The 20651-nt window shown below is 65.8% G+C and carries 7 protein-coding genes; 4 read left to right on the forward strand and 3 right to left on the reverse strand.

Translation table 11 applies throughout. The features are described 5' to 3' along the window. Positions 1-106 precede the first annotated feature (106 nt). The 3 genes from ACS0OT_RS05670 to ACS0OT_RS05680 form a co-directional block, all read right to left on the reverse strand. Positions 107-1750 carry a catalase gene (locus ACS0OT_RS05670; protein WP_005415744.1) on the reverse strand — a complete coding sequence of 548 codons (1644 nt, stop codon included), beginning with the start codon at positions 1748-1750 and terminating at the stop codon, positions 107-109. A 189-nt stretch (positions 1751-1939) separates the two neighbouring features. Then, a complete protein-coding gene (gene mutS / locus ACS0OT_RS05675) occupies positions 1940-4531 on the reverse strand; it encodes a DNA mismatch repair protein MutS (RefSeq protein ID WP_164092665.1) in 2592 nt (863 codons plus the stop codon). A 133-nt stretch (positions 4532-4664) separates the two neighbouring features. After that, a complete protein-coding gene (locus ACS0OT_RS05680) occupies positions 4665-5057 on the reverse strand; it encodes a barstar family protein (protein ID WP_053498144.1) in 393 nt (130 codons plus the stop codon). 422 nt (positions 5058-5479) lie between these two features. On the opposite strand from ACS0OT_RS05680, the gene ACS0OT_RS05685 reads away from it, so the two are divergent. From ACS0OT_RS05685 to ACS0OT_RS05700, 4 genes are all read left to right on the forward strand, one after another. Further along, the gene (locus ACS0OT_RS05685) at positions 5480-7168 is read left to right on the forward strand and encodes a ShlB/FhaC/HecB family hemolysin secretion/activation protein (RefSeq protein ID WP_425604502.1); all 1689 of its coding nucleotides are present in this window, start codon (positions 5480-5482) and stop codon (positions 7166-7168) included. 21 nt (positions 7169-7189) lie between these two features. Next, the gene (locus ACS0OT_RS05690; RefSeq protein WP_442256077.1) at positions 7190-19609 is read left to right on the forward strand and encodes a hemagglutinin repeat-containing protein; all 12420 of its coding nucleotides are present in this window, start codon (positions 7190-7192) and stop codon (positions 19607-19609) included. Positions 19610-19623: 14 nt separating this feature from the next. Continuing rightward, on the forward strand, positions 19624-20088 hold the full coding sequence (locus ACS0OT_RS05695; protein WP_196769553.1) for a hypothetical protein: 465 nt from the start codon (positions 19624-19626) through the stop codon (positions 20086-20088). Positions 20089-20183: 95 nt separating this feature from the next. Further along, positions 20184-20639: a hemagglutinin repeat-containing protein gene (locus tag ACS0OT_RS05700; RefSeq protein ID WP_065186722.1), complete on the forward strand. Its 456-nt coding sequence runs from the start codon at positions 20184-20186 to the stop codon at positions 20637-20639. Positions 20640-20651 lie beyond the last annotated feature (12 nt).

The following is a 20651-nucleotide window of genomic DNA, read 5'->3' on the forward strand; positions in this document are numbered from 1 at the left end:
TGCGGATTCCTTGATTGGGGTGGGGCGTGCAGAAGGTACGACGCGGACCGTTAAAACGGCGACGCCGCCTCACAGGGGGGCGGCGTGCCGTACACGGGGAGGGCGATCAGAGCTCGATGTCTTCCGCGCCCGGGGTCGCAGTAGGGAAGTCCGCTTCCGGTTGCGCCGGCTTGAACGGATCCGATGGCTGGCTGGCCAGCGCCTTGAGGGCTGCGGCGACGCCGGCACCGTAGGCCGGGTCGGCCTTGCTGCAGTTGTCGATGTGGCGCTGCTTGATGAAGTCCGGTGCATCGCCCAGGGCGCGGGCGGTGTTGGCGAACAGGCGGTCCTTCTGTGCCTGGTTGTAGCTGCGGAACAGCGCACCGGGCTGGCTGAAGTAGTCGGCGTCGTCCTCACGGAAGTTCCAGAAGTCGGCGTCGCCGCGGATCTTCATCGGCGGTTCGCGGTACTGCGGCTGTTCCTGCCACTGGCCGTAGCTGTTCGGTTCGTAATGCGGCAGGCCGCCGTAGTTGCCATCCACGCGCATCGCACCATCGCGGTGATTGCTGTGCACCGGGCAGCGTGCGGCGTTCACCGGAATCTGGTGGTGGTTCACGCCCAGCCGGTAGCGCTGCGCATCGGAATAGGCGAACAGGCGTGCCTGCAGCATCTTGTCCGGCGACGGGCCGATGCCCGGCACCAGGTTGCTCGGTGCGAACGCCGACTGCTCCACGTCCTGGTACCAGTTGACCGGGTTGCGGTTCAGTTCGAACTGGCCCACTTCGATCAGCGGGTAGTCGCTCTTCGGCCATACCTTGGTCAGGTCGAACGGATGGATGCGGTAGGTTTCCGCCTCCAGCTCCGGCATGACCTGGATGAACAGCTTCCACTTCGGGAAGTCGCCCTTCTCGATCGCGTCGAACAGGTCGCGGCCGTGGCTTTCGCGGTCATGGCCGACCAGGATCTGCGCCTGCGCGTCGGTCAGCGATTCGATGCCCTGCTGGCTGACAAAGTGGAACTTGACCCAGAAGCGCTCGCTGTCGGCGTTGGTGAAGCTGTAGGTGTGCGAGCCGAAACCATGCATGTGGCGGAAGCTGCGCGGAATGCCGCGGTCGCTCATCACCACGGTCACTTGCAGCAGGGCTTCGGGCAGCAGCGTCCAGAAGTCCCAGTTGTTGCGCGCGCTTCGCAGGTTGGTGTGCGGGTCGCGCTTGACCGCTTTGTTGAGGTCGGCGAACTTGCGCGGGTCGCGCAGGAAGAACACCGGCGTGTTGTTGCCGACCAGGTCCCAGTTGCCTTCTTCGGTGTAGAACTTCAGTGCGAAGCCGCGGATGTCACGCTCGGCGTCGGCGGCACCACGCTCGCCGGCCACCGTGGTGAAGCGCGCGAACATCTCGGTCTGCTTGCCCACCTTCTCGAACAGTTTGGCGCGGGTGTACTTGCTGATGTCGTGGGTGACGGTGAAGGTACCGAACGCACCCGATCCCTTGGCATGCATGCGGCGCTCGGGAATGATCTCGCGGTTGAGGTTGGCCAGCTTTTCCAGCAGCCACACGTCTTCCATCAGCAGCGGGCCGCGCGGGCCAGCGGTCTTGCTGTTCTGGTTGTCCACCACCGGTGCGCCGAAGGCCGTGGTCATCGGCGTGACCGGATCGTCGCCGTGCTTCTGCTTCGGCGTCGTGCTCAGCTCACGCTGCTGCTGGGCGCCTTCTGCCGGCGAGGGAGCGGTGTGATACGGGCACTTGGGACTGTTGTTATCGGACTGGCTCATGGCTGGCTCCTGCGGGTGAAGACGGGGTGGAACATCTTCACTCGACTTTAGCTAGGGCCAGATGAAATGAATAATCGAATGATCCGTTCAGATTGATAGATTCCGTCAATTGAAACGCAAAATCGGATTTGCAGAGACTTTCAAGAGGCCTCCTGCATGGCAGCCGGAGGCCGTCTCTATGCGTTGCAGTCACAGCAGCGCTTTCAACCGGTACAGGGCTTCCAGCGCCTGCTTGGGCGTCAGTTCGTCCGGGTCGATCGCCGCCAGCGCTTCCTGCGCCTTGCTGGCCGGGGCGCTGAACAGGCCGAACTGCTGCGGCGCATCCAATGCCTGCGGCGCCAGCTCGGCGGCATGGCTTTCACCGCCGCGCTGCTCCAGCTCGGCCAGGCGCCGCCGTGCCTGCGCCACGGTAGTGCGCGGCAGGCCGGCCAGTGCGGCCACCTGCAGGCCGAAGCTGCGGTTGGCCGGACCGTCCTTCACCGCGTGCATGAACACCAGCGCTTCACCGTGCTCGACGGCATCCAGGTGCACGTTGGCAATGCCGCTGCGGCCGCCCTCGTGTTGTTCGTCGGCCAGCGCGGTCAGCTCGAAGTAGTGGGTCGCGAACAGCGTATAGCAGCGGTTCTGGTAGGCCAGGTGACGTGCGACCGCATCGGCCAGCGCCAGGCCGTCGTAGGTGGAGGTGCCGCGGCCGATCTCGTCCATCAGCACCAGCGAATGGGCGGTGGCGTGATGCAGGATGTAGCTGGTCTCGGCCATCTCGACCATGAAGGTCGACTGCCCGCGGGCGAGGTCGTCACCGGCGCCGATGCGGGTCAGGATGCGGTCGATCGGACCGATAACCGCACGGCTGGCCGGCACGAAGCTGCCGATGTGGGCCAGCAGCACGATCAGCGCGTTCTGCCGCATGTAGGTCGATTTACCGCCCATGTTCGGGCCGGTGATGACCAGCATGCGACGGTCGGGATGCAGGTCCAGGTCGTTCGGTTCGAACGGCTGCTCACGCACCGCTTCGACCACCGGATGGCGGCCACGCTCGATCTTCAGGCACGGTGCCGTTTCCAGTTCCGGCCGCGACCAGTCCAGCGCCTGCGCGCGCTCGGCGAAGGCGGCCAGCACGTCCAGTTCGCTCAGCGCAGCGGCGCACTGCTTCAACGGTTCCAGCTGTTCGCCGAGGGTGTCCAGCAGCTGCTCGTACAGGTATTTCTCGCGCGACAACGAACGGTCGCGCGCGGACAGCACCTTGTCTTCGAACGCCTTCAGTTCTTCGGTGATGTAGCGCTCGGCATTGGTCAGCGTCTGGCGGCGGGTGTAGTGCACCGGCGCACGGTCGGACTGGCCCTTGCTGATCTCGATGTAGTAGCCGTGCACGCGGTTGTAGCCCACCTTCAGGGTGGGAATGCCGCTGCTTTCGCGTTCGCGCTGTTCCAGATCGACCAGGAACTGGTCAGCATGGGTGGACAGGCGGCGCAGCTCGTCCAGCTCTTCATCGAAGCCCTCGGCCAGCACGCCGCCGTCGCTCAGCTTCAGTGGCGGCATTTCGGCAATGGCGCTGGCCAGCAGCTGCGCGCACGCGTCATGCTCGCCCAGCGCGGCGTGCAGGGCCTGCAGGCGCGGCGAGTCCAGTGGCGCCAGCACCTCGCGCACGGCGGGCAGCAGCCCCAGGCCATCACGCAGGGTGGAAAAATCGCGCGGGCGCGCCGAGCGCAGCGCGACGCGGGTGAGGATGCGTTCCAGGTCGCCTAGGCGGCGGAACTGTTCGCGGATGTCGGCGTCGCTGCCGCGATCGATCAGGGTTTCCACCGCATGGTGGCGCTGCACCAGCACCTCGCGCAGGCGCAGCGGGCGGTGCAGCCAGCGCCGCAGCAGGCGGCCGCCCATCGGCGTCACCGTGCTGTCGAGCACGCCCAGCAGGGTATTGCGGGTATCGCCGTCGACGCGCGTATCCAGTTCCAGGTGGCGACGGGTGGCGGCATTCATCGCGATCGCCTCGCCAGCGGTTTCCATCGCGATCGAAGTCAGGTGCGGCAGGCGCTGCTTCTGGGTTTCCTCGACATAGCCGAGCAGGGCACCTGCGGCAGCGGTCGCACGTGGCTTGTCATCGATGCCGAAGCCGCTCAGGTCATGCAGCTTGAAGAAGTTCAGCAGCTGGCGGCGGCCACTGTCGGCATCGAACAGCCACGGCGCACGGCGGCGCACGCCGGTGCGCTGGCGCAGGAATTCCGGCCAGTTTTCTTCGTCGGGCACCAGTAGCTCGGCCGGCTCCAGTCGGGCCAGTTCGGCTTCCAGCGCATCGTCGGTTTCCACTTCGTTGACCAGGAAGCGGCCACCGGCCAGGTCGGCCCAGGCCAGGCCGTAGCCCTGCTTCGTGCGCGACAGCGCCATCAGCAGGGTGTCACGGCGCTCGTCCAGCAGCGCTTCGTCGGTGACGGTTCCGGGGGTGACGATGCGCACCACCTTGCGTTCGACCAGGCCCTTGGCCAGCGCCGGGTCACCGATCTGCTCGCAGATCGCCACTGACTCGCCCAGCGCCACCAGCCGTGCCAGGTAGCCCTCGTAGGCATGCACCGGCACGCCGGCCATCGGAATCGGTGCGCCGCCGGAGCTGCCACGCTGGGTCAGGGTGATGTCGAGCAGGCGCGCGGCCTTGCGCGCATCGTCGTAGAACAGCTCGTAGAAGTCGCCCATGCGGAAGAACAGCAGCAGGTCCGGGTACTCGGACTTGGCTGCGAAGAATTGCTTCATCAGCGGGGTGTGTTCGGCGGACTTGTCTTTGGACATGGGACTCGTGGATCTGGGCATCCGGCCGCGCCGGAGGGCGGCCGCAGCGGAGCGGGTACAGGGCCGTCCATGGTAACTGCTGGGGCGCAGGGCTGCCGCCACCGGTGGCAGGCCGGTACGGCACGTAAAGGAGTCAGGCCGGGACCAGCGTGATCTGCCGGTGGCTGGTGAAAATCTCCATGACGATCTCGAAGTAGGTCGGGCCTTCGCCCCGTTGCAGGGCCTGCAGCTGGTGGGCAATGGCCTGCGTGTTGAAGCTGCCCGGTGTGTCCAGCTTTGCCTGCAGCCATTGGCGGGTGGTCTCCATGCCCAGGGCCGTGCGGCTGTGGGCAATATCGCGCCAGATCAGCGTGGCCTGCGCCTGGCCGGCCAACGCGCCATAACTGCCATGCAGCAGGTCGTCCAGCGCATCAAGGCTTGGCCCGAGCTGCCACGCCTCGCCAGCCATGAACACGCGGTTGATCTCCGCGTACAGGCTGGCGATGTCATCGATGGCGGCGCCTTCAATCTGTAGGACGATGGTCATGCGCCGACTGTAGCGTGACCCGCGCGCAGGGTGTGTGCGGCTGAACGGATTCGCTTTGCGGGCGTGGGCCGTGCACCGCATACTTCGCGGCTGCACTTCGCTGCACGGCTGTCGTGCAGCCGCATGCGCCGCTTTGCAGGCACGAGGCGAACGCTCGTTCCGCAACCTGCCAACGCTTTGCCGCGAGCCCTTGCACCGGGCTGACGCGCGCCCTGCGGAAATTCATTCTTCAGAAACTCCCGCGCCGGCCGATCTGTACTGCGGCATTGCGCCTGTCGCGCGATGCCGTGGCTGTCCATGGTGGCGCAGCCTCGGTTCACGTTCCTGCAGCACCGCGGCTGGCAGGACGATTTCGAATGGAACGTAGCGTGGAAACAGGGAAGAAGCACCCGGGGCCGAGGCTCCATCGTGGTTGGTCGTTGATGCTCGCCGTTGCCGCATGGCCGGCGACCGCCCAGCAGGCCGGTGATCCCGCCGCGCAGGAACTGCTGCGGCAGCAGGAGCGCGAACGCGTGCTGCGCGAGCAGCAGGAACAACGTCCCGACGTCCGCCTGGAGCGGGACGCGCAGAAGGAGAGCGACCGCCTGCCGGCGCAGGAGCACCCGTGCGTACGCATCGATCGCATCGTGCTGGAAGGCGAAGACAGCCAGCGCTTCGGTTGGGCACTGGCGGCGGCCGACCCGACGGACGATCCGGCCACTGGCCGTTGCCTGGGAACCGAAGGCATCAACGTGGTGATGAAGCGTGTGCAGAACGCGATCATCGCCCGTGGCTATGTCACCACTCGCGTGCTGTCGGCACCGCAGGACCTCAACCAGGGCACGCTGGCGTTGTCGGTGGTGCCGGGCCGGTTCCGCGAGGCCGTGTTCTCCGATCCGCAGGGACGGCATCCGGCCCTCGCCAATGCACTGCCGATCCGCAGCGGCGGCCTGCTCAACCTGCGTGACATCGAGCAGGGTCTGGAGAACCTGCAGCGCGTGCCCACCGTCAGCGCCGACATCAAGATCGCGCCGGCCGACGGCGAGGGCGCGGCGCCGGGCCAGAGCGACCTGCAGATCGACTGGACGCAGCGCTCGCCGGTGCGCGCCAGCGTCACCCTGGACGATGCCGGCAGCCGCGGCACCGGCAAGCTGCAGGCCAACGCGACGCTGTCGCTGGATAATCCGCTGGGCCTGAACGAGCTGTTCTACGTCAGTGCGGGCCGTGGCGTGTTCAACGGCCGCGGCAAGGACACCGACAGCTGGACCGCGCACTACGACGTGCCCTACGGCTACTGGCTGTTCGGTGCTACTGCCAGCGCCTACGACTACAGCCAGAACGTGGTCGGTGCCTTTGAACGCTACGAGTACAGTGGCCGCAGCCGCAACGCCGAAGCGCGGGTGGACCGGCTGCTGCTGCGCAATGCCAAGATCAAGTTCAGTGCCTACGCACGCGGCTGGCAGCGCGAGTCGAAGAACTACATCGACGATACCGAGATCGAAGTGCAGCGCCGCCGCACCGCTGGCTGGGAACTGGGCCTGACCCACAAGCAGTTCATCGGCACTGCCACGCTCGATACCAGCGTGGCCTACCGGCGTGGCACGGGCGCCTTCCACGCACTGCGTTCGCCGGAAGAGATGGCGCAGTTGTGGGACCCGACGTTGCCGCTGGAAGGCACCTCGCGGATGAAGCTGATCACTGCCGACGCGCAGTTCAGCGTGCCGTTCCAGCTGGGCAGGCAGCGCCTGCGCTACACCGCCGCATGGCGGGCGCAGTGGAACCGCACGCCACTCTCGCCGCAGGATCGCTTCGCCATCGGTGGCCGCTATACCGTGCGCGGTTTCGACGGTGAAAGCTCGCTCAGCGGCGAGCGTGGCTGGTCGCTGCGCAACGATCTTTCGCTCGGTATCGGTGGCGGCCAGGAGTTCTACGTGGCTGCCGACTACGGCCGCATCGGCGGCCCATCCGCGCAGTGGCAGTCCGGCCATGACCTGGCCGGCATGGCACTGGGCCTGCGCGGCGGCTGGCAGCAGCTTTCCTGGGATGGCTTCGTGGGTTCGGCGCTGCGCAAACCCGCCCATTTCCCCACCGACTACACCACATTCGGCTTCAGCCTGGCCTGGCGCTACTGATCTGCCACAGGGACACGTGACATGAACACTATCTATCGTCTGGTTCTCAACCGCGCGCTGCGCGTCTGGCAGGTGGCTTCGGAGCTGGTGAAGGGCGGCGGTGGCCTGGTCGGCCAAGTGCCGGGCCGGCAGAGCGCTGCGCTGTCGCGGCTGGGCTTCGCACTGATGTGCTCACTGGGCTGGGTCAGCCTGGGAACGCCTGCGCTGGCGCAGTCCGATGCGCGCATCATTTCCGATCCAAATGCGCCGGGCCGTGAACGGCCGACGATGGTGACGGCACCCAATGGCGTGCCGATGGTGAACATCACCACGCCGTCGGCAGCGGGTGTGTCGCGCAACCGCTATTCGCAGTTCGACGTGGGCCGCGATGGCGTCATCCTCAACAACGCCCGCGGCCAGGTGCAGACGCAGCTGGGCGGCTGGGTGCCGGGCAACCCGTGGCTTGCCACCGGCAGTGCACGGGTCATCCTCAATGAAGTGAATGGTCGGGCCAGCCGGCTCAACGGCTATGTGGAAGTGGCCGGGCAGCGCGCCGAGGTGATCATTGCCAACCCGGCCGGCATCCAGGTCAATGGCGGCGGTTTCCTCAATGCCAGCCGGGTGACCCTGACCACCGGCACGCCGATGTTCACGGGTGCAGGCGCACTTGAGGGCTACCGCGTCACAGGGGGCGCGATCCAGATCGATGGCGATGGCCTGGACACCAGCCGTGCCGATTACACCGACCTGATCACCCGTTCGTTGCAGGTCAACGCCGGCATCTGGGCCAATCAGTTGCAGGCGACGCTGGGCAACAACGTGGTCAGTGCCGACCACAGCCAGGCCAGTGCGACCGCGGCCAGCGGCGAGGCGCCGGCCTTCGCGCTGGACGTTGGTGCGCTGGGCGGCATGTTCGCCAACAAGATCTGGCTGGTCGGCAATGAGCACGGCGTGGGCGTGCGCAATGCCGGCAGCATTGGCGCACAGGCCGGCGAGCTGGTGGTGACGGTGGATGGCCGGCTGCAAAACACCGGCGCCCTGCAGTCGCGGCAGAACGTGCGCGTGCAGGCCGGTGGCGATCTTGCCAATGGCGGCACCATCGCCGCCACGCGCGAAGTTGCGATCACCGCCGGTGGCACGCTGGACAACAGCAACGGCACGCTCAATGCACAGCGCCTGCAGCTGCAGGCGCAGGGGTTGCGCAACCATGGCGGCGCCATTGAACAGACCGGTGTGCAAGCGCTGGCACTCAAGGCCGACGCAGCCAGCAACCGTAGCAATGGCCTGTTGGGTGCACTGGATGCCATGGCATCAAGTGGTAACGGGAGCAGCGCTGGCAGCGGCGCGTCGCCCGGCAATGGCGGTGGAACACCCGGAACCGGCACGCCGGGAACGCCGGGAACCGGAGGCGGCAATGGGGGCTCGGCGGGCACGCCGACGTCGCCGGAGCTGCCCCTGGCCGAGGGCCTGATCGCCATCGCCGGTACGCTGGACAACGACGGCGGCAGCATCAGCAACGGCGGCTCGGTGTCACTGGCCGCACGCAACGGTCTCGACAACAGCGGCGGTCGCCTGGGCGTGAGCGCGCTGCAGGCTGGGGGGGAGCTGCGCAATGACGGCGGCACGCTGCAGGTGCATGGCGATGCCGCGCTGCAGGTGGGCCTGTTGTCGAACCAGAAGGGTGCGCTGAGCGTGGCCGGCGACCTGTCGCTGGATGCGCAGGCGCTCGACAACCGCGGTGGTGAACTGCGCCACGCCGGCAAGGCGGCATCGTCGTGGACGGTGCAGGGCCTGTTCAACAACGACGGTGGCCTGCTGGCCACCAATGCCACGCGGCTTGCATTGCGCGCAGGCCAGGTCGGCAATGCGGGAGGCCGCATCGAACATGCCGGTGGCGGTGGTCTCGCGTTGGATACGGGCGACTGGGCCGGCAGCGGTGGGCGACTGAGTACCCTGGGCCGCCTGCAATGGTTGGTCGGCAACGCCGATCTGCGCAACGGTTCGCTCAGTGCGGCCGGGTTCGAGATCCTGGCCGCGACGCTGGACAACCGGGGCGGCAGCCTGCTGTCGCTGGGTAGCGGGGCCAGTTCGGTGAAGGCCACGACGCTGGACAACAGTGCCCGCGGCACGTTGGCCGGCAACGGCGATCTGGCACTGGTCGCGACCACGCTGGACAACAGCAACGGCCTAGTTCAGCAGGCTGGCACCGGCATCCTGAGCGTGCAGGCCGATACGTTGCGTGGCAGCGAAGGGCGTCTGCTCAGCAACGGCGCGCTGGTGCTGTCCGGCGGCGAGCTGGACGTGAGTGGTGGCACGACATCGGCGCAGAGTGTGCAGATCCACGCCGGGGCACTGCGCAACCGCCAGGGCCAGATCGTCTCGCAGGGTGTCTCGGCGCTGGCGCTGGACGTGCGCGATGCGTTCGACAATCAGGGCGGCCAGATCGTCGGCAACGGCGGCCTGCGCATCGACGCCGGTCGCATCGACAACCAGAAGGGCACGCTGCAGTCGGCCGGCACGCAGGGTGTGGCGCTGACGGTGCGCGACTCCCTGGACAACACGGGCGGCGCGATATCCGGAAATGGCCAGGTGCAGCTGCAGGTTGGCAGCCTGGTCAACCAGGGCGGCAAGGTGCTGGCCGCAGGCAGTGGTGCGCTGCAGGTGCTGGCCCGCGAGCTGCTGGACAACAGCAACGGTGGCCGATTGGCCGGTACTGGTGATGTGCAGCTGCAGGCAGCGCGCCTGGACAACCGCGGCGGCGCGATCGAACACGCGGGCAGAGGCACCTTGCAGATCCGGGCCGACAGCCTGCAGGGCGCGGCGGGCCGGATCCTCAGCCAGTCGTCGCTGACGCTGGAAGGGGGCGAGCTTGTGCTCGGCGCCGGCAGCGTTACCCAGGCCGAGCGCACCGCCATCGATGCGCAGCGCCTGGACAATGCCGGCGGCAGCCTCAGTGCGACTGGCAGCGAGGCGCTGCTAGTGCGTGTGGCGCAGGCATTGGACAACAGCGGCGGCACGATCGCCGGCAACGGCGCGCTGGATGTTCAGGCCGGTGAACTGATCAACCGCAAGGGCACGCTCAGCGGTGCCGGAACGGCTGACAGCACGCTGCAGATCGTCGCTGCGCTGGACAACCACGAAGGCACGATCGCCAGCAACGCCAATCGCCTGACGGTCACTTCCGCACGGCTGGACAACAGTGGCGGCAGCATCCGCCAGGCCGGCAACCAGGGCCTGGACATCACCACCGGCCGCCTGGACGGCAGCAAGGGCACGCTGGTCTCCTCGGCCACGCTGACCCTGCGTGCTGGCGACGTGGATCATCGTGACGCGACGCTGGGCGCCGATCGCCTCGACCTTGAGGCAACCACGCTCGACAACGCCGGTGGCCGCATCATCGCCAGCGGCGAAGGCGCCAGTCGCATCAAGGCCACGACGCTGGGCAATGCCGGTGGCACGCTGGCCAGCAATGGCGACCTGGCCCTGCTGGCACAGGTGCTGGACAACCGTGCAGGCAGGATCCAGCACGCGGGGAGCGGCCAGCTGCAGGTCTCGGCGAAGACCCTGCTGGGCAACGGCGGCAGCGTGCTCAGCAATGGCAGCTTCGCGCTGGACGGCGCCAACCTCGATCTGACCGCGGCAACCGCCTCGGCGCGCCGCGTCGACATCACCGCCGATACCCTGACCACCGCCGGTGGCACGCTCACCGCAACCGGTGAAGACGCGCTGCGCCTGCGCGTACAGGGTGTGCTGGACAATCGCGGCGGTTCGCTGGCCAGCAATGGCGCGCTGGCTGTCACCGCGCAGCAGCTGATCAATGCACAGGGCACGCTGCAGGGTGCAGGCGCGGGTCACTCCACGCTGGCGATTGGCCAGGCGCTGGACAACCAGAAGGGCCGCATCCTGCTCGGCGGTGCCGGCACGGTCACCGCGGCCAGCCTCGGCAACCAGGGCGGCACCGTGCATGCGGGCGGCAGCGCGCTGGTGCTGAGCGTTGAGGGTCGTCTCGACAATGGCGAGCAGGGGCTGCTGTCCAGCACCGGCACGATGACCCTGGGCGCCGGCAGTCTCGACAACCGCCACGGCACCCTGGTCGCTGGCAAGGACCTGAGCGCGACCACGGCGGCAGCCGTGGACAACAGCGACGGCGCGATGCAGGCCGGCGAACGGCTGCAGTTGCAGGGCAACGGCCTGCTCAACCAGCGCGGCACGCTGCTGGGCGGCCAGCTGGACATCGATACCCGCGGCCAGCGGCTGGACAACCGCGCCGGCACGCTGGGCACGCAGAAGGGCGACCTGATCGTTCGCAGTGGCGAGATGGACAACCAGGGCGGTCGCGTGCAGTCGGCGGCCGACCTGGCCATCAACACGGCCGGGCAGGACATCGACAACCGCGCCACCGCCGGCAGCGGCGGATTGCTGGCGGCCGGGAAGCTGCAGCTGGATGGTGGCGTGCTGGACAACCGTGGCGGCGCAGTCAATGCACAAGGCGATGCGCGCTTGCTGCTGGCCCGCGTCGACAACAGTTCCGGTGGAACACTTGCCAGCGCCGCGAATCTGTCGCTGCAGGCGGCGAGCCTGGCCAATGCCAGTGGGCGCGTGCAGGCCGGGCGCAACCTCGACCTGACCCTGGACGGGCACCTGGACAACGCTGACGGCGCGATCGCTGCCGGCCAGCTGCTGACCCTCACGGCCGCCAGCATGGACAACCGCAACACCCGTGGCGGCGACGGCACGCGTGGCTTGCAGGCGGGCCAGCTGCAGTTCGGTGCACAGTGGCTGGACAACAGCCAGGGCCAGGTCGTCACCGATGGCGGTGCGCGGCTGCAGATCAACGGCCAGCTGCAGAACACCGGCGGCGTGATCAGCACCGGCGGCAACCTGGACAGCCACGCGGACAACGTCGCCAACAGCGGTGGCCTGCTGCGCGCCGATGGCAGCCAGACCCTGGTGGCACGTGCGCTCAGCGAAGACGGCCAGGTGCAGGCGCAGCGTGACCTCGGCCTCACCCTGCAGCAGGGCATGCGCCATCGTGGCGAATGGATCGCCAACGGCACGCTGTCGCTGAACCTGTCCGGCGACCTCGACAACCAGGGTGTGGTGCGCGGTGGCAACCTCGACCTCAACGCCCAGAACATCACCAATGCGGCCTCGGGTGAGATCTCCAGCCAGGGCACGACCCACCTCAATGCCCGTGGCCAGCTGACCAACCGCGGCCTGATCGATGGCGCGCTGACCCACCTGGAGGCCGGCGAAATCGACAATCTCGGCACCGGGCGCATCTACGGTGATCGCGTGGCGATCTCCACCGGCGTGCTGAAGAATCGCGCCGAAGAGGCCGGTGGTGCCACCCGCGTCGGCACCGTGGCTGCACGCGAGCGCCTGGACCTGGGCGTGCGCGAGCTGCAGAACACCGGCAAGGGCCTGATCTACAGCGGCGGTGATGCTGCCATCGGCGGCACGCTGAGTGCCGATCGCATCGCCAGCGGCATTGCCGGGCGGATCGACAACATCAGCTCGGTCATCGACGTCACCGGCAACCTGTCCATCGATGCGCAGGTGGTCAACAACATCCGCGAGAACGTGGTCATCACACAGACCACCACCGTGAACGCTCCGGTGCGCATGGATCGACCCGCCTGGTGGCGCAACGGCAAGAATGGCACCGAGGACATTCGCAGCACCAGTCACTATTCGGCGCACGAGGTGTACTACCTCAACCCGACCGATATCCTGGAAGACACGCCGCACATCACGCCGGATGGCTTCACCGTGCACCGTGCGGTGGTACGACTGACCGCGCAGACCAGTGCCTACTTCTTCGGGCGCGGTGGGCTGTATGCCGCGCTGGGTGAGCGTGCGCGGCTGAACGTGCAGGACGGCACGGTGGTGATGTACTACGTCGGCCGCCAGGACAACCAGGTCAATCCGGACCAGGTTGCCGCTGGTGCCGACGATCCGTTTGCCGAGCTGGCCACCCTGCATCCCGATTCGCCGGCATTCCGCTACGTCGATGACAAGCTCACCTACTCGTCAGCGTATGGCACCTGTACGACCAACTGCGTGCAGTTGTGGACCTACAAGGACTACGATCCCGACCGCATTCTGACCAGCCCACAGTTTGCGGGCGGCAACTCCACCAGTGCCAACGAGCAGTATCGCCTGGCCACGCGCACCGTGACCGAAGATGTGTTGCAGCCGAGCGTCGGTGCCGATGCGGTCATCCGGTCAGGCGGTGCGATGCGCATCCGCAGCGATGACCTGCGCAATCACTACGGCAGCATTGCCGCCGGCGGCGATCTGGACATTATCGGCCTGACCGGCGCGGCAAAGGTGGAGAACCTGGCGGCCACGCTGTATCGCACGCACCAGTTCTCCAACGTCAGCCACACCTTCGGCGGGGATGTGATGACCTGGAGTGCTCCGGCCATTTCCGAGGTGACCGGTAAGATTGGCGGCAGCATTGTCAGCGGCGGCTCGTTGAGCATCGACGTCGGTGACCTGAGCAACCTCAACCAGGGGCGAAACGCGCCGAACGTGCAGAACGGTTCGGCGATGGCCAACCTCAACGTGCAGGGTCCCAAAGCGCTGCCGGATGGGCCGGGCCACGGCGGTGCGCAGGGGCCGGGCCAGTCCACCGGCACCGGTGCCGAACGCGCGCTGGCGCAGGCGGCCGATGCCGCCGGCACCCAGCAAGGGAGCAGCGTCGGCGGCGTGAGCGGCAACACCGGTACGTCCGGGCCGCGCGTGGTCGCAGCCATTGGAGGATCGCCGGATCGCATCGCGATGGGTGCACCGGACACGCGCGTGCCGAGCGCCAGCCTGTTCAACGTCAATCCCAACGGTGGCCACTACCTGGTCGAGACCGATCCGCGCTTTACCGACCACAAGACCTGGCTGAGCTCGGACCACCTGCTGGGCCAGATGGGCTACTCGCCCGATACCGTGCAGAAGCGGCTGGGTGATGGGTACTACGAGCAGAAGCTGGTGCGCGAGCAGATCGGCCAGCTGACCGGTCGCCGCTTCCTCGACGGCTACGCCAGTGACGAGGCGCAGTACCGCGCGCTGCTGGAGGCCGGTGCCACGGTCGCCAGCGAATGGGGCCTTCGCCCCGGCGTGGCGCTGACCGAAGCGCAGATGGCACAGCTGACCAGCGACATCGTCTGGCTGGTCGAGCAGACCGTCACCCTGGCCGATGGCAGCACCACCACCGCGCTGGTGCCGCAGGTCTACCTGCGCCTGCGCCCGGGCGACCTGGACGGCAACGGTGCACTGCTGGCCGGCGCCAATGTCGATATCAAACTGGGCAATGGCCTGGTCAACACCGGCAACATCGCCGGGCGCAAGCTGGTGACCATCGATGCCGGCAACATCGAGCACCTCGGCGGCAGCATTTCCGGCCAGTACGTCGGGCTGTCGTCGGACAAGGACATCCGTGTTGTCGGTGCCGCCGTGACGGCCACCGATGCGCTGTCGGTCAAGGCTGCGGGCAATGTCACGGTGGCCTCCACGGTGGAGACACAGCAGGGCGGTGGCACCTACCAGTACGAGACCAACCGCATTGATCGGGTTGCTGGTCTGTATGTGACCAACCCCAGTGGCGACGGCATGCTGTCGGTGGTGGCTGGCGGTGACATCAGCCTGCAGGCCGCACAGATCCGCAACGCCGGCGCCGACGGCCTGACCCAGCTGGCCGCAGGCGGCACTCTGGATGTTGGTGCGATTGCGCTGGAGGAGCGCCGCGACGCCACCTTCGATGAACGCAACCACCAGCGCAGCAGCAAGACGACACACGCTGCCTCGTCGGTGCAGGGCGCTGGCGACGTGGTGCTGGCCGCCGGCAAGGACATCAACCTGGCCGCCGCGCAGATCAAGGCGGCGGGCGGTCTGGCGCTGCAGGCCGGTGGGGACATCAACAGCCAGGCGCTGGTGGACAGCGAGAGCCGGGATTTTGCGAACGCGGGCAAGCGCAGCTCGCTGCAGGTCAGCCAGCGTGATGAGACGGTGCGTGGCAGTACATTGCAGGCCGGGGACAATCTGCTGCTGAACGCGGGCCGGGACGTGAACCTGACGGCTGCGCTGGTCGACAGCAATGACGGCGCGGTAAGCGTTGCCGCTGGCCGCGACGTCAACCTGCTCTCGGCAAACGAGACGCACGACTACAGCCTGGACAGCTACGACAAGAAAAAGAAGACGCTCTCCAGCACCACCACCACGCGCAGCGTCGACGCCAGCGACAGCTATGCCATCGGCACGGCGATCCAGGGCGAGCGCATCAACATCACGGCTGGCCGCGATCTGACTGCGGTAGGTGCGGTGGTCGATGCCACCGGCAATGTGATTCTGGGGGCTGGCAACAATGTGCTGATCACTGCCGCCGAGGACCATCACAGCAGTGAGTCCAACGAAAGCAAAAAGAAATCCGGCGTTACCGGGGGCTTCGGCAACGGCGTGGCATCGGTCGGCTACAGCAGCGCGAAGAACAGCAGCACCCGCGCCGAGCAGTCCACCACCCAGGTGGGATCGGCGATCGCCTCGCGCGACGGCAATGTGCTGATCAATGCTGGCAACACACTGATGATCGAGGCGTCGGATGTCGCCGCAGGCGAGAACCTGACATTGGTGGGCAAGGACATTGCGCTGCTTGCGCGACAGGACACCACGGACAACCAATCCAGCCAGGCCAGCAAGTCCAGCGGCTTCTCGGTGGGCGTGACCTACGACCCGACCAAGGCCTACCGCAGCGCCCGCGATTCGACCACCGACGGCATGGCCGACAGTGGCTCGGCGATGGGGCGGATCACCCGCACCGCTGAAGGCGCCGCCTCCGGCCTGCGCGCGGCCACCACGTCGACCGTGGTGACTGCCGGCAGCCAGCGCACCAACAGCGAACAGAGCCATTCGACCAGTGATGCCCGCGTCAGCCAGTTGGCTGCAGGCGGCGATCTCACGTTGATTGCCAACGGCGGCTCAATCCTCAGCCAAGGCACACAGATGTCTGCCGAGGGCAACGCCGTGTTGCTGGCCACCCAGAACATCGTGTTCGACGTGGCCCACAACACCGAGCGCAGCGACAGCAGCAGCCGTGGCAAGGGCTGGGGCTTTGCCAACAACACCAGCGGCCTGCCGTTCGGTACCAATAACTCGCAGAGCCAGGGCAGCGGCAGCAGTGACACCATCACCGGCACGCAGCTGTCGGTCGGTGGCGGCGTGCGCATGGCCACCACCGAGGGCAACATCAGCCTGACCGCAGCCAACATCGCGGCCGAGAAGGACGTGAACATTCGTGCGGCTGGCGATCTGCGGGTCCGCAGCGGGCAGGATACGGTCAGCAACGCCAATACGTCGGACAGCAAGGCGATCGGCACGGTACAGATATCGGATACCGAGAAGTTCTCTGGCTGGCACCGCGAGCAGCACCAGGACGATAGCGCACAGGTGTCACAGGTGGCCAGCAGCATCGGCAGTCTGGGTGGCAGCGTGAACCTGACCGCCGGTGGCAAGTACGCGCAGACGGCCAGCAACGTGGTGGCCGCCAAGGACGTGAACATCACCGCCGCCGAGATCGAGCTGCTGACCGCCGACGAAAGCGGCCACTACTCGCAGAGCGACAAGGACCTGAAGATCGGCCTGTTCGCGCGGGTGAAGTCGCCGTTGATCGATCTGATCAACAACGTGGACGCGGCCCGTCAGTCCGATGATCGCCTGCAGAAGATGCAGGGCATGGCGGCGGGCGCCAACGCGTACCAGGCAGCCAGTGCGATCTCGGCGCTGTCCGGCCGTGGCGGTAGTGGCGAACTGTTCCGTGCTGAAGCAGGCATCGGTTTCAAGACCGCCAACAGCAGTGCCGATGGCAGCAGCAGGGTGTCGCGTGGCTCCACCATCCAGGGCGGCGGCAACGTCAACCTGACCAGCACCCAGGGCGACATCCATGTGGTGCAGGGCAACCTCAGTGCAGGCAACACGCTCAGCCTGGATTCGGCCGGCGACATTCTGCTGGAAGCAGGCAAGGCGCATGTAGCCGACCGCAGCAAGAGCAGCAATGCCGGCGCCGAAGTCGGCGTGGGCGTCTCGGTGGGCGCGCAGACCGGCGTGTATGTGTACGCCGAAGCCAGTGTTGGCAGCAGCAAGGCCAATGCCGAGAGCAGCACCTGGCAGAACACCACGCTGACCGGCAAGAACATCTCGATGAAGGCCGAGGGCGATACCACGCTGCGTGGTGCCACGGCGACCGCTGATCGCATCGACGTCAAGACCGGCGGCACGCTGACGATCGAGTCGCTGCAGGACATCGCCGAGAGCATGTCCAGGAACAGCCAGGTGGGTGGCCGCGTGCAGGTGTCGTTCGGCACCGCGTGGAATGCCGACGGCTATGCCAGTGCAGGCAAGGCCAGCGGCAGTTATCAGGGTGTTGGCCAGCAGAGCGGCCTGTTTGCAGGCAATGGTGGGTACCACGTCGATGCCGGTCACGTGAACCTGATTGGCGGCGCGATTGCCAGCGCCCATGCGGGCAACAGTGAACTGACTGCGGGCTCGCTGACGTTCACTGACCTGCAGAACCACATGGACTACACGGCCAGCTCCGGCAGCATCAGTGGTGGTGCGGGCGGGCAGATGGATGGCTGGGCGCCCAAGCCGGGAACCGCCGCACCGCGAGGTGGTCCGGGCCTGCCGATGATGGAGAAGGGCAGCGACAGCAGCTCCACCCTTGCCACCTTGACCGAGGGCAACATCACCATCGGTGGCAAGCAGACGTCGGCGGCCGAGCTGGGCATCAACACCGACGCCAGTGGAGCGCATCGTGCGCTGGATGCATTGCCGGACGCGAACAAGTTGCTGGCTGACCAGCAGGCGATGGCGGCTGCGGCGGGGACGGTGATGGCCACCAGCCAGCAGATTGCCTGGGATATTGGCAGTGCGGATGCGAAGAAGATCACGGACAAGTATCGGGAGCCGATGAGTCCCGAAGAGAAACGGGCATTCGACGCGCTTCTTCCCGATGAGCAGTTCAAGCGCCTGGTCGCGTTCGATGCAACCTACCCCGATGCGCTCGCTACCCAGCAAAAGTGGGCCCCGGATGGCGTCTATGGCCGCGCGCTCGGCGCAGTGACCAGCGCGTTGGTCGGTGGTGTTGAAGGGCTGGGACTGGGTCAGCTGGGTTCCAACGCGCTGGCGCCGTATGCGGCTGAACTGATCGGCAAGACGTTTGACCCGAACAAGCAGAGTGCTGTACCTAGCGAGGCCATGCAGATGCTGTCGCACGCGCTGCTGGGCGCGCTGTTGGCAGAGGCCAATGGTGGCAAGGCGGGGAGTGGGGCGTTGGCGGCCGGTGGTGGTGAGTTGGCGGCGAAGTTCCTGACGGACAAGTTGTTCGGCGGGGACCCTTCGAACCTCAGCCCACAGGAAAGGGAAACAGTGCTGGCGCTGTCACAGGCGGTGGGAGCTCTGGCGGGCGGGTTGTCGGGGCAGGATCTGGCTGGGATCGCGTTGAATGCGGGGATTGCCAAGAATTCGGTTGAGAACAACTGGCTTAGTAAGCAGGAAATCGCACTCATGGAGTCCGAGCGGGCCGCGTGTGGCGGTAAGGGGGGAGATGTCCAAGCCTGTAAGGACTCCGTGACACGTGCGTATGACGAGCTGAACGCAGAGCGAGATCGTGAGCTGCTTGCGTACGGTGCTGCTGTTGAGCTGAGTATGCGCTCCTATCCAGCGACTTCAGAGGACGACTGGAAGCACGAGTGGGCGACTCGTGTCGATCGATACTGGGAACAGTACGGTGTTGCGGTTGAGGACAGGGTCGCTGGACCCACGCCGGGAGCGGACGCAGCATTTGCTTATCGTCAGCTTAAAAATGACGCCCTCGCTTCGGCTATGACAGCCGTCGGAGAGATCATGGACAAGGGTCTCGATCGATGGTTTATGGACAAGAGTCGGCGAAACCTCGAGGCAACTTTGGAGGGTCTTTCTTCGACATTGAGCTTGATGCGGGGCTATGTATCATCTCTTCACCCTGACATCTACATGCAGGGTGCCATCGATCAATCGTCGGTCATGACGAAGACCGAAGAGATGGCTGCTTACCTTGCGATCTTGTCACGAGGGGCAGATAGGGGATTGGGAGCATTGCGGGGCAGCTGGGGCATCAAAAGCCCCGGCATGGGTTCGGCTGTTTCCGGAACCAAGGGTGTAATCAAGGCGAGCGAGACCATTGGCCAGCCAGTTGAGGCTGTTATTGGTGGCCGAAAGAGGTTGTTGCGAGTGGATATCGAGCCCAATGGTAAGCTTCAAATACAATCCGGCGGGGGCAAGGACTCAATCGTAGACTTCCGTCCAGACCTTTCATTGCCGCTAGCCCCGCAGATAGACAAAGCATTCAAGCGATTGCCGCAATCAGCGAGGGATCAGTTGGTTAAAAACGCCGAAAAGGGGCTGCGACGTCTTCAGGAAACGGGAAATATGTGATGGGAACTAGATATGTGGTTGTGCTGGTCGCTGAAGGGGTAATTCCTGAGAGGGAATCTCTCGTCTGTCAGGCGTGGGGTGAAGTTCCGATTTCATACTTTCAAGATCACGAAAGTTTGAATGAATGTAGTTTTATTGATTTGAAGGTGAATAAGTGGGAGATCAATGCTGAGTGGAGTCGGAAGTCGGAGGTTGAGCCGTGGATCAGAATTGAAATATTGAGGGGTGGGGCAGTCGCAGAATACTTGGTGGCGCAGGGGCTTTCCTTGGTGGTAGAGGGGGGGGCGTTGCTCAGTATTGAAATGGATGATGATGGTGGTGAAATTGACGAGATTCTATTGGTAAATCTTGTGTCGGTTTTCATGCCGGGTAACAGAGTTTTCCAGTGGCGTGGTGGGCTTTCTGAGATTGATGGTGAGTACATTTCACGCTTTCCTGCTCGGGAGGAGGTTCTCGAGCGACTACGCCACTGTCGATGATTGCTGTCTGCGCGGGCCTGTTGAATCCGCCCGAACTGAACCAAATGTTCGCGTCGAGACTGTTGAGGTAGCGCTGCCTCCATCAGTACGCGCAAGTGTCGTTCAGCATAATCGAGAATGCAGACGGTTACGCCAGTGCAGACAAGGCCAATGGCAGCTATCAGAGTGTTGACCAGCAGAGCGACCTGTTCGCCGGCAATGGCGGGTACGGCGTGTACGTGTACGCCGAAGCCAGTGTTGGCAGCAGCAAGGCCAATGCCGAGAGCAGCACCTGGCAGAACACCACGCTGACCGGCAAGAACATCTCGATGAAGGCCGAGGGTGACACCACGTTGCGCGGCGCGACCGCCACGGCTGACCGCATCGACGTCAAGACCGGCGGCACGCTGACCATCGAATCGCTGCAGGACATTGCCAAGAATTCGGTTGAGAACAACTGGCTCAGCAGGCAGGAAATCGCGCTCATGGAGTCCGAGCGGGCCGCGTGCGGTGGCAAGGGGGAGATGACCAAGCCTGTAAGGGCTCTGTTACTCGTGCGTATGACGAGCTGAACGCAGAGCGCG

This window comes from Stenotrophomonas maltophilia group sp. RY12688 (genome assembly GCF_052149045.1).
GTDB classification, from domain to species: domain Bacteria; phylum Pseudomonadota; class Gammaproteobacteria; order Xanthomonadales; family Xanthomonadaceae; genus Stenotrophomonas; species Stenotrophomonas sepilia.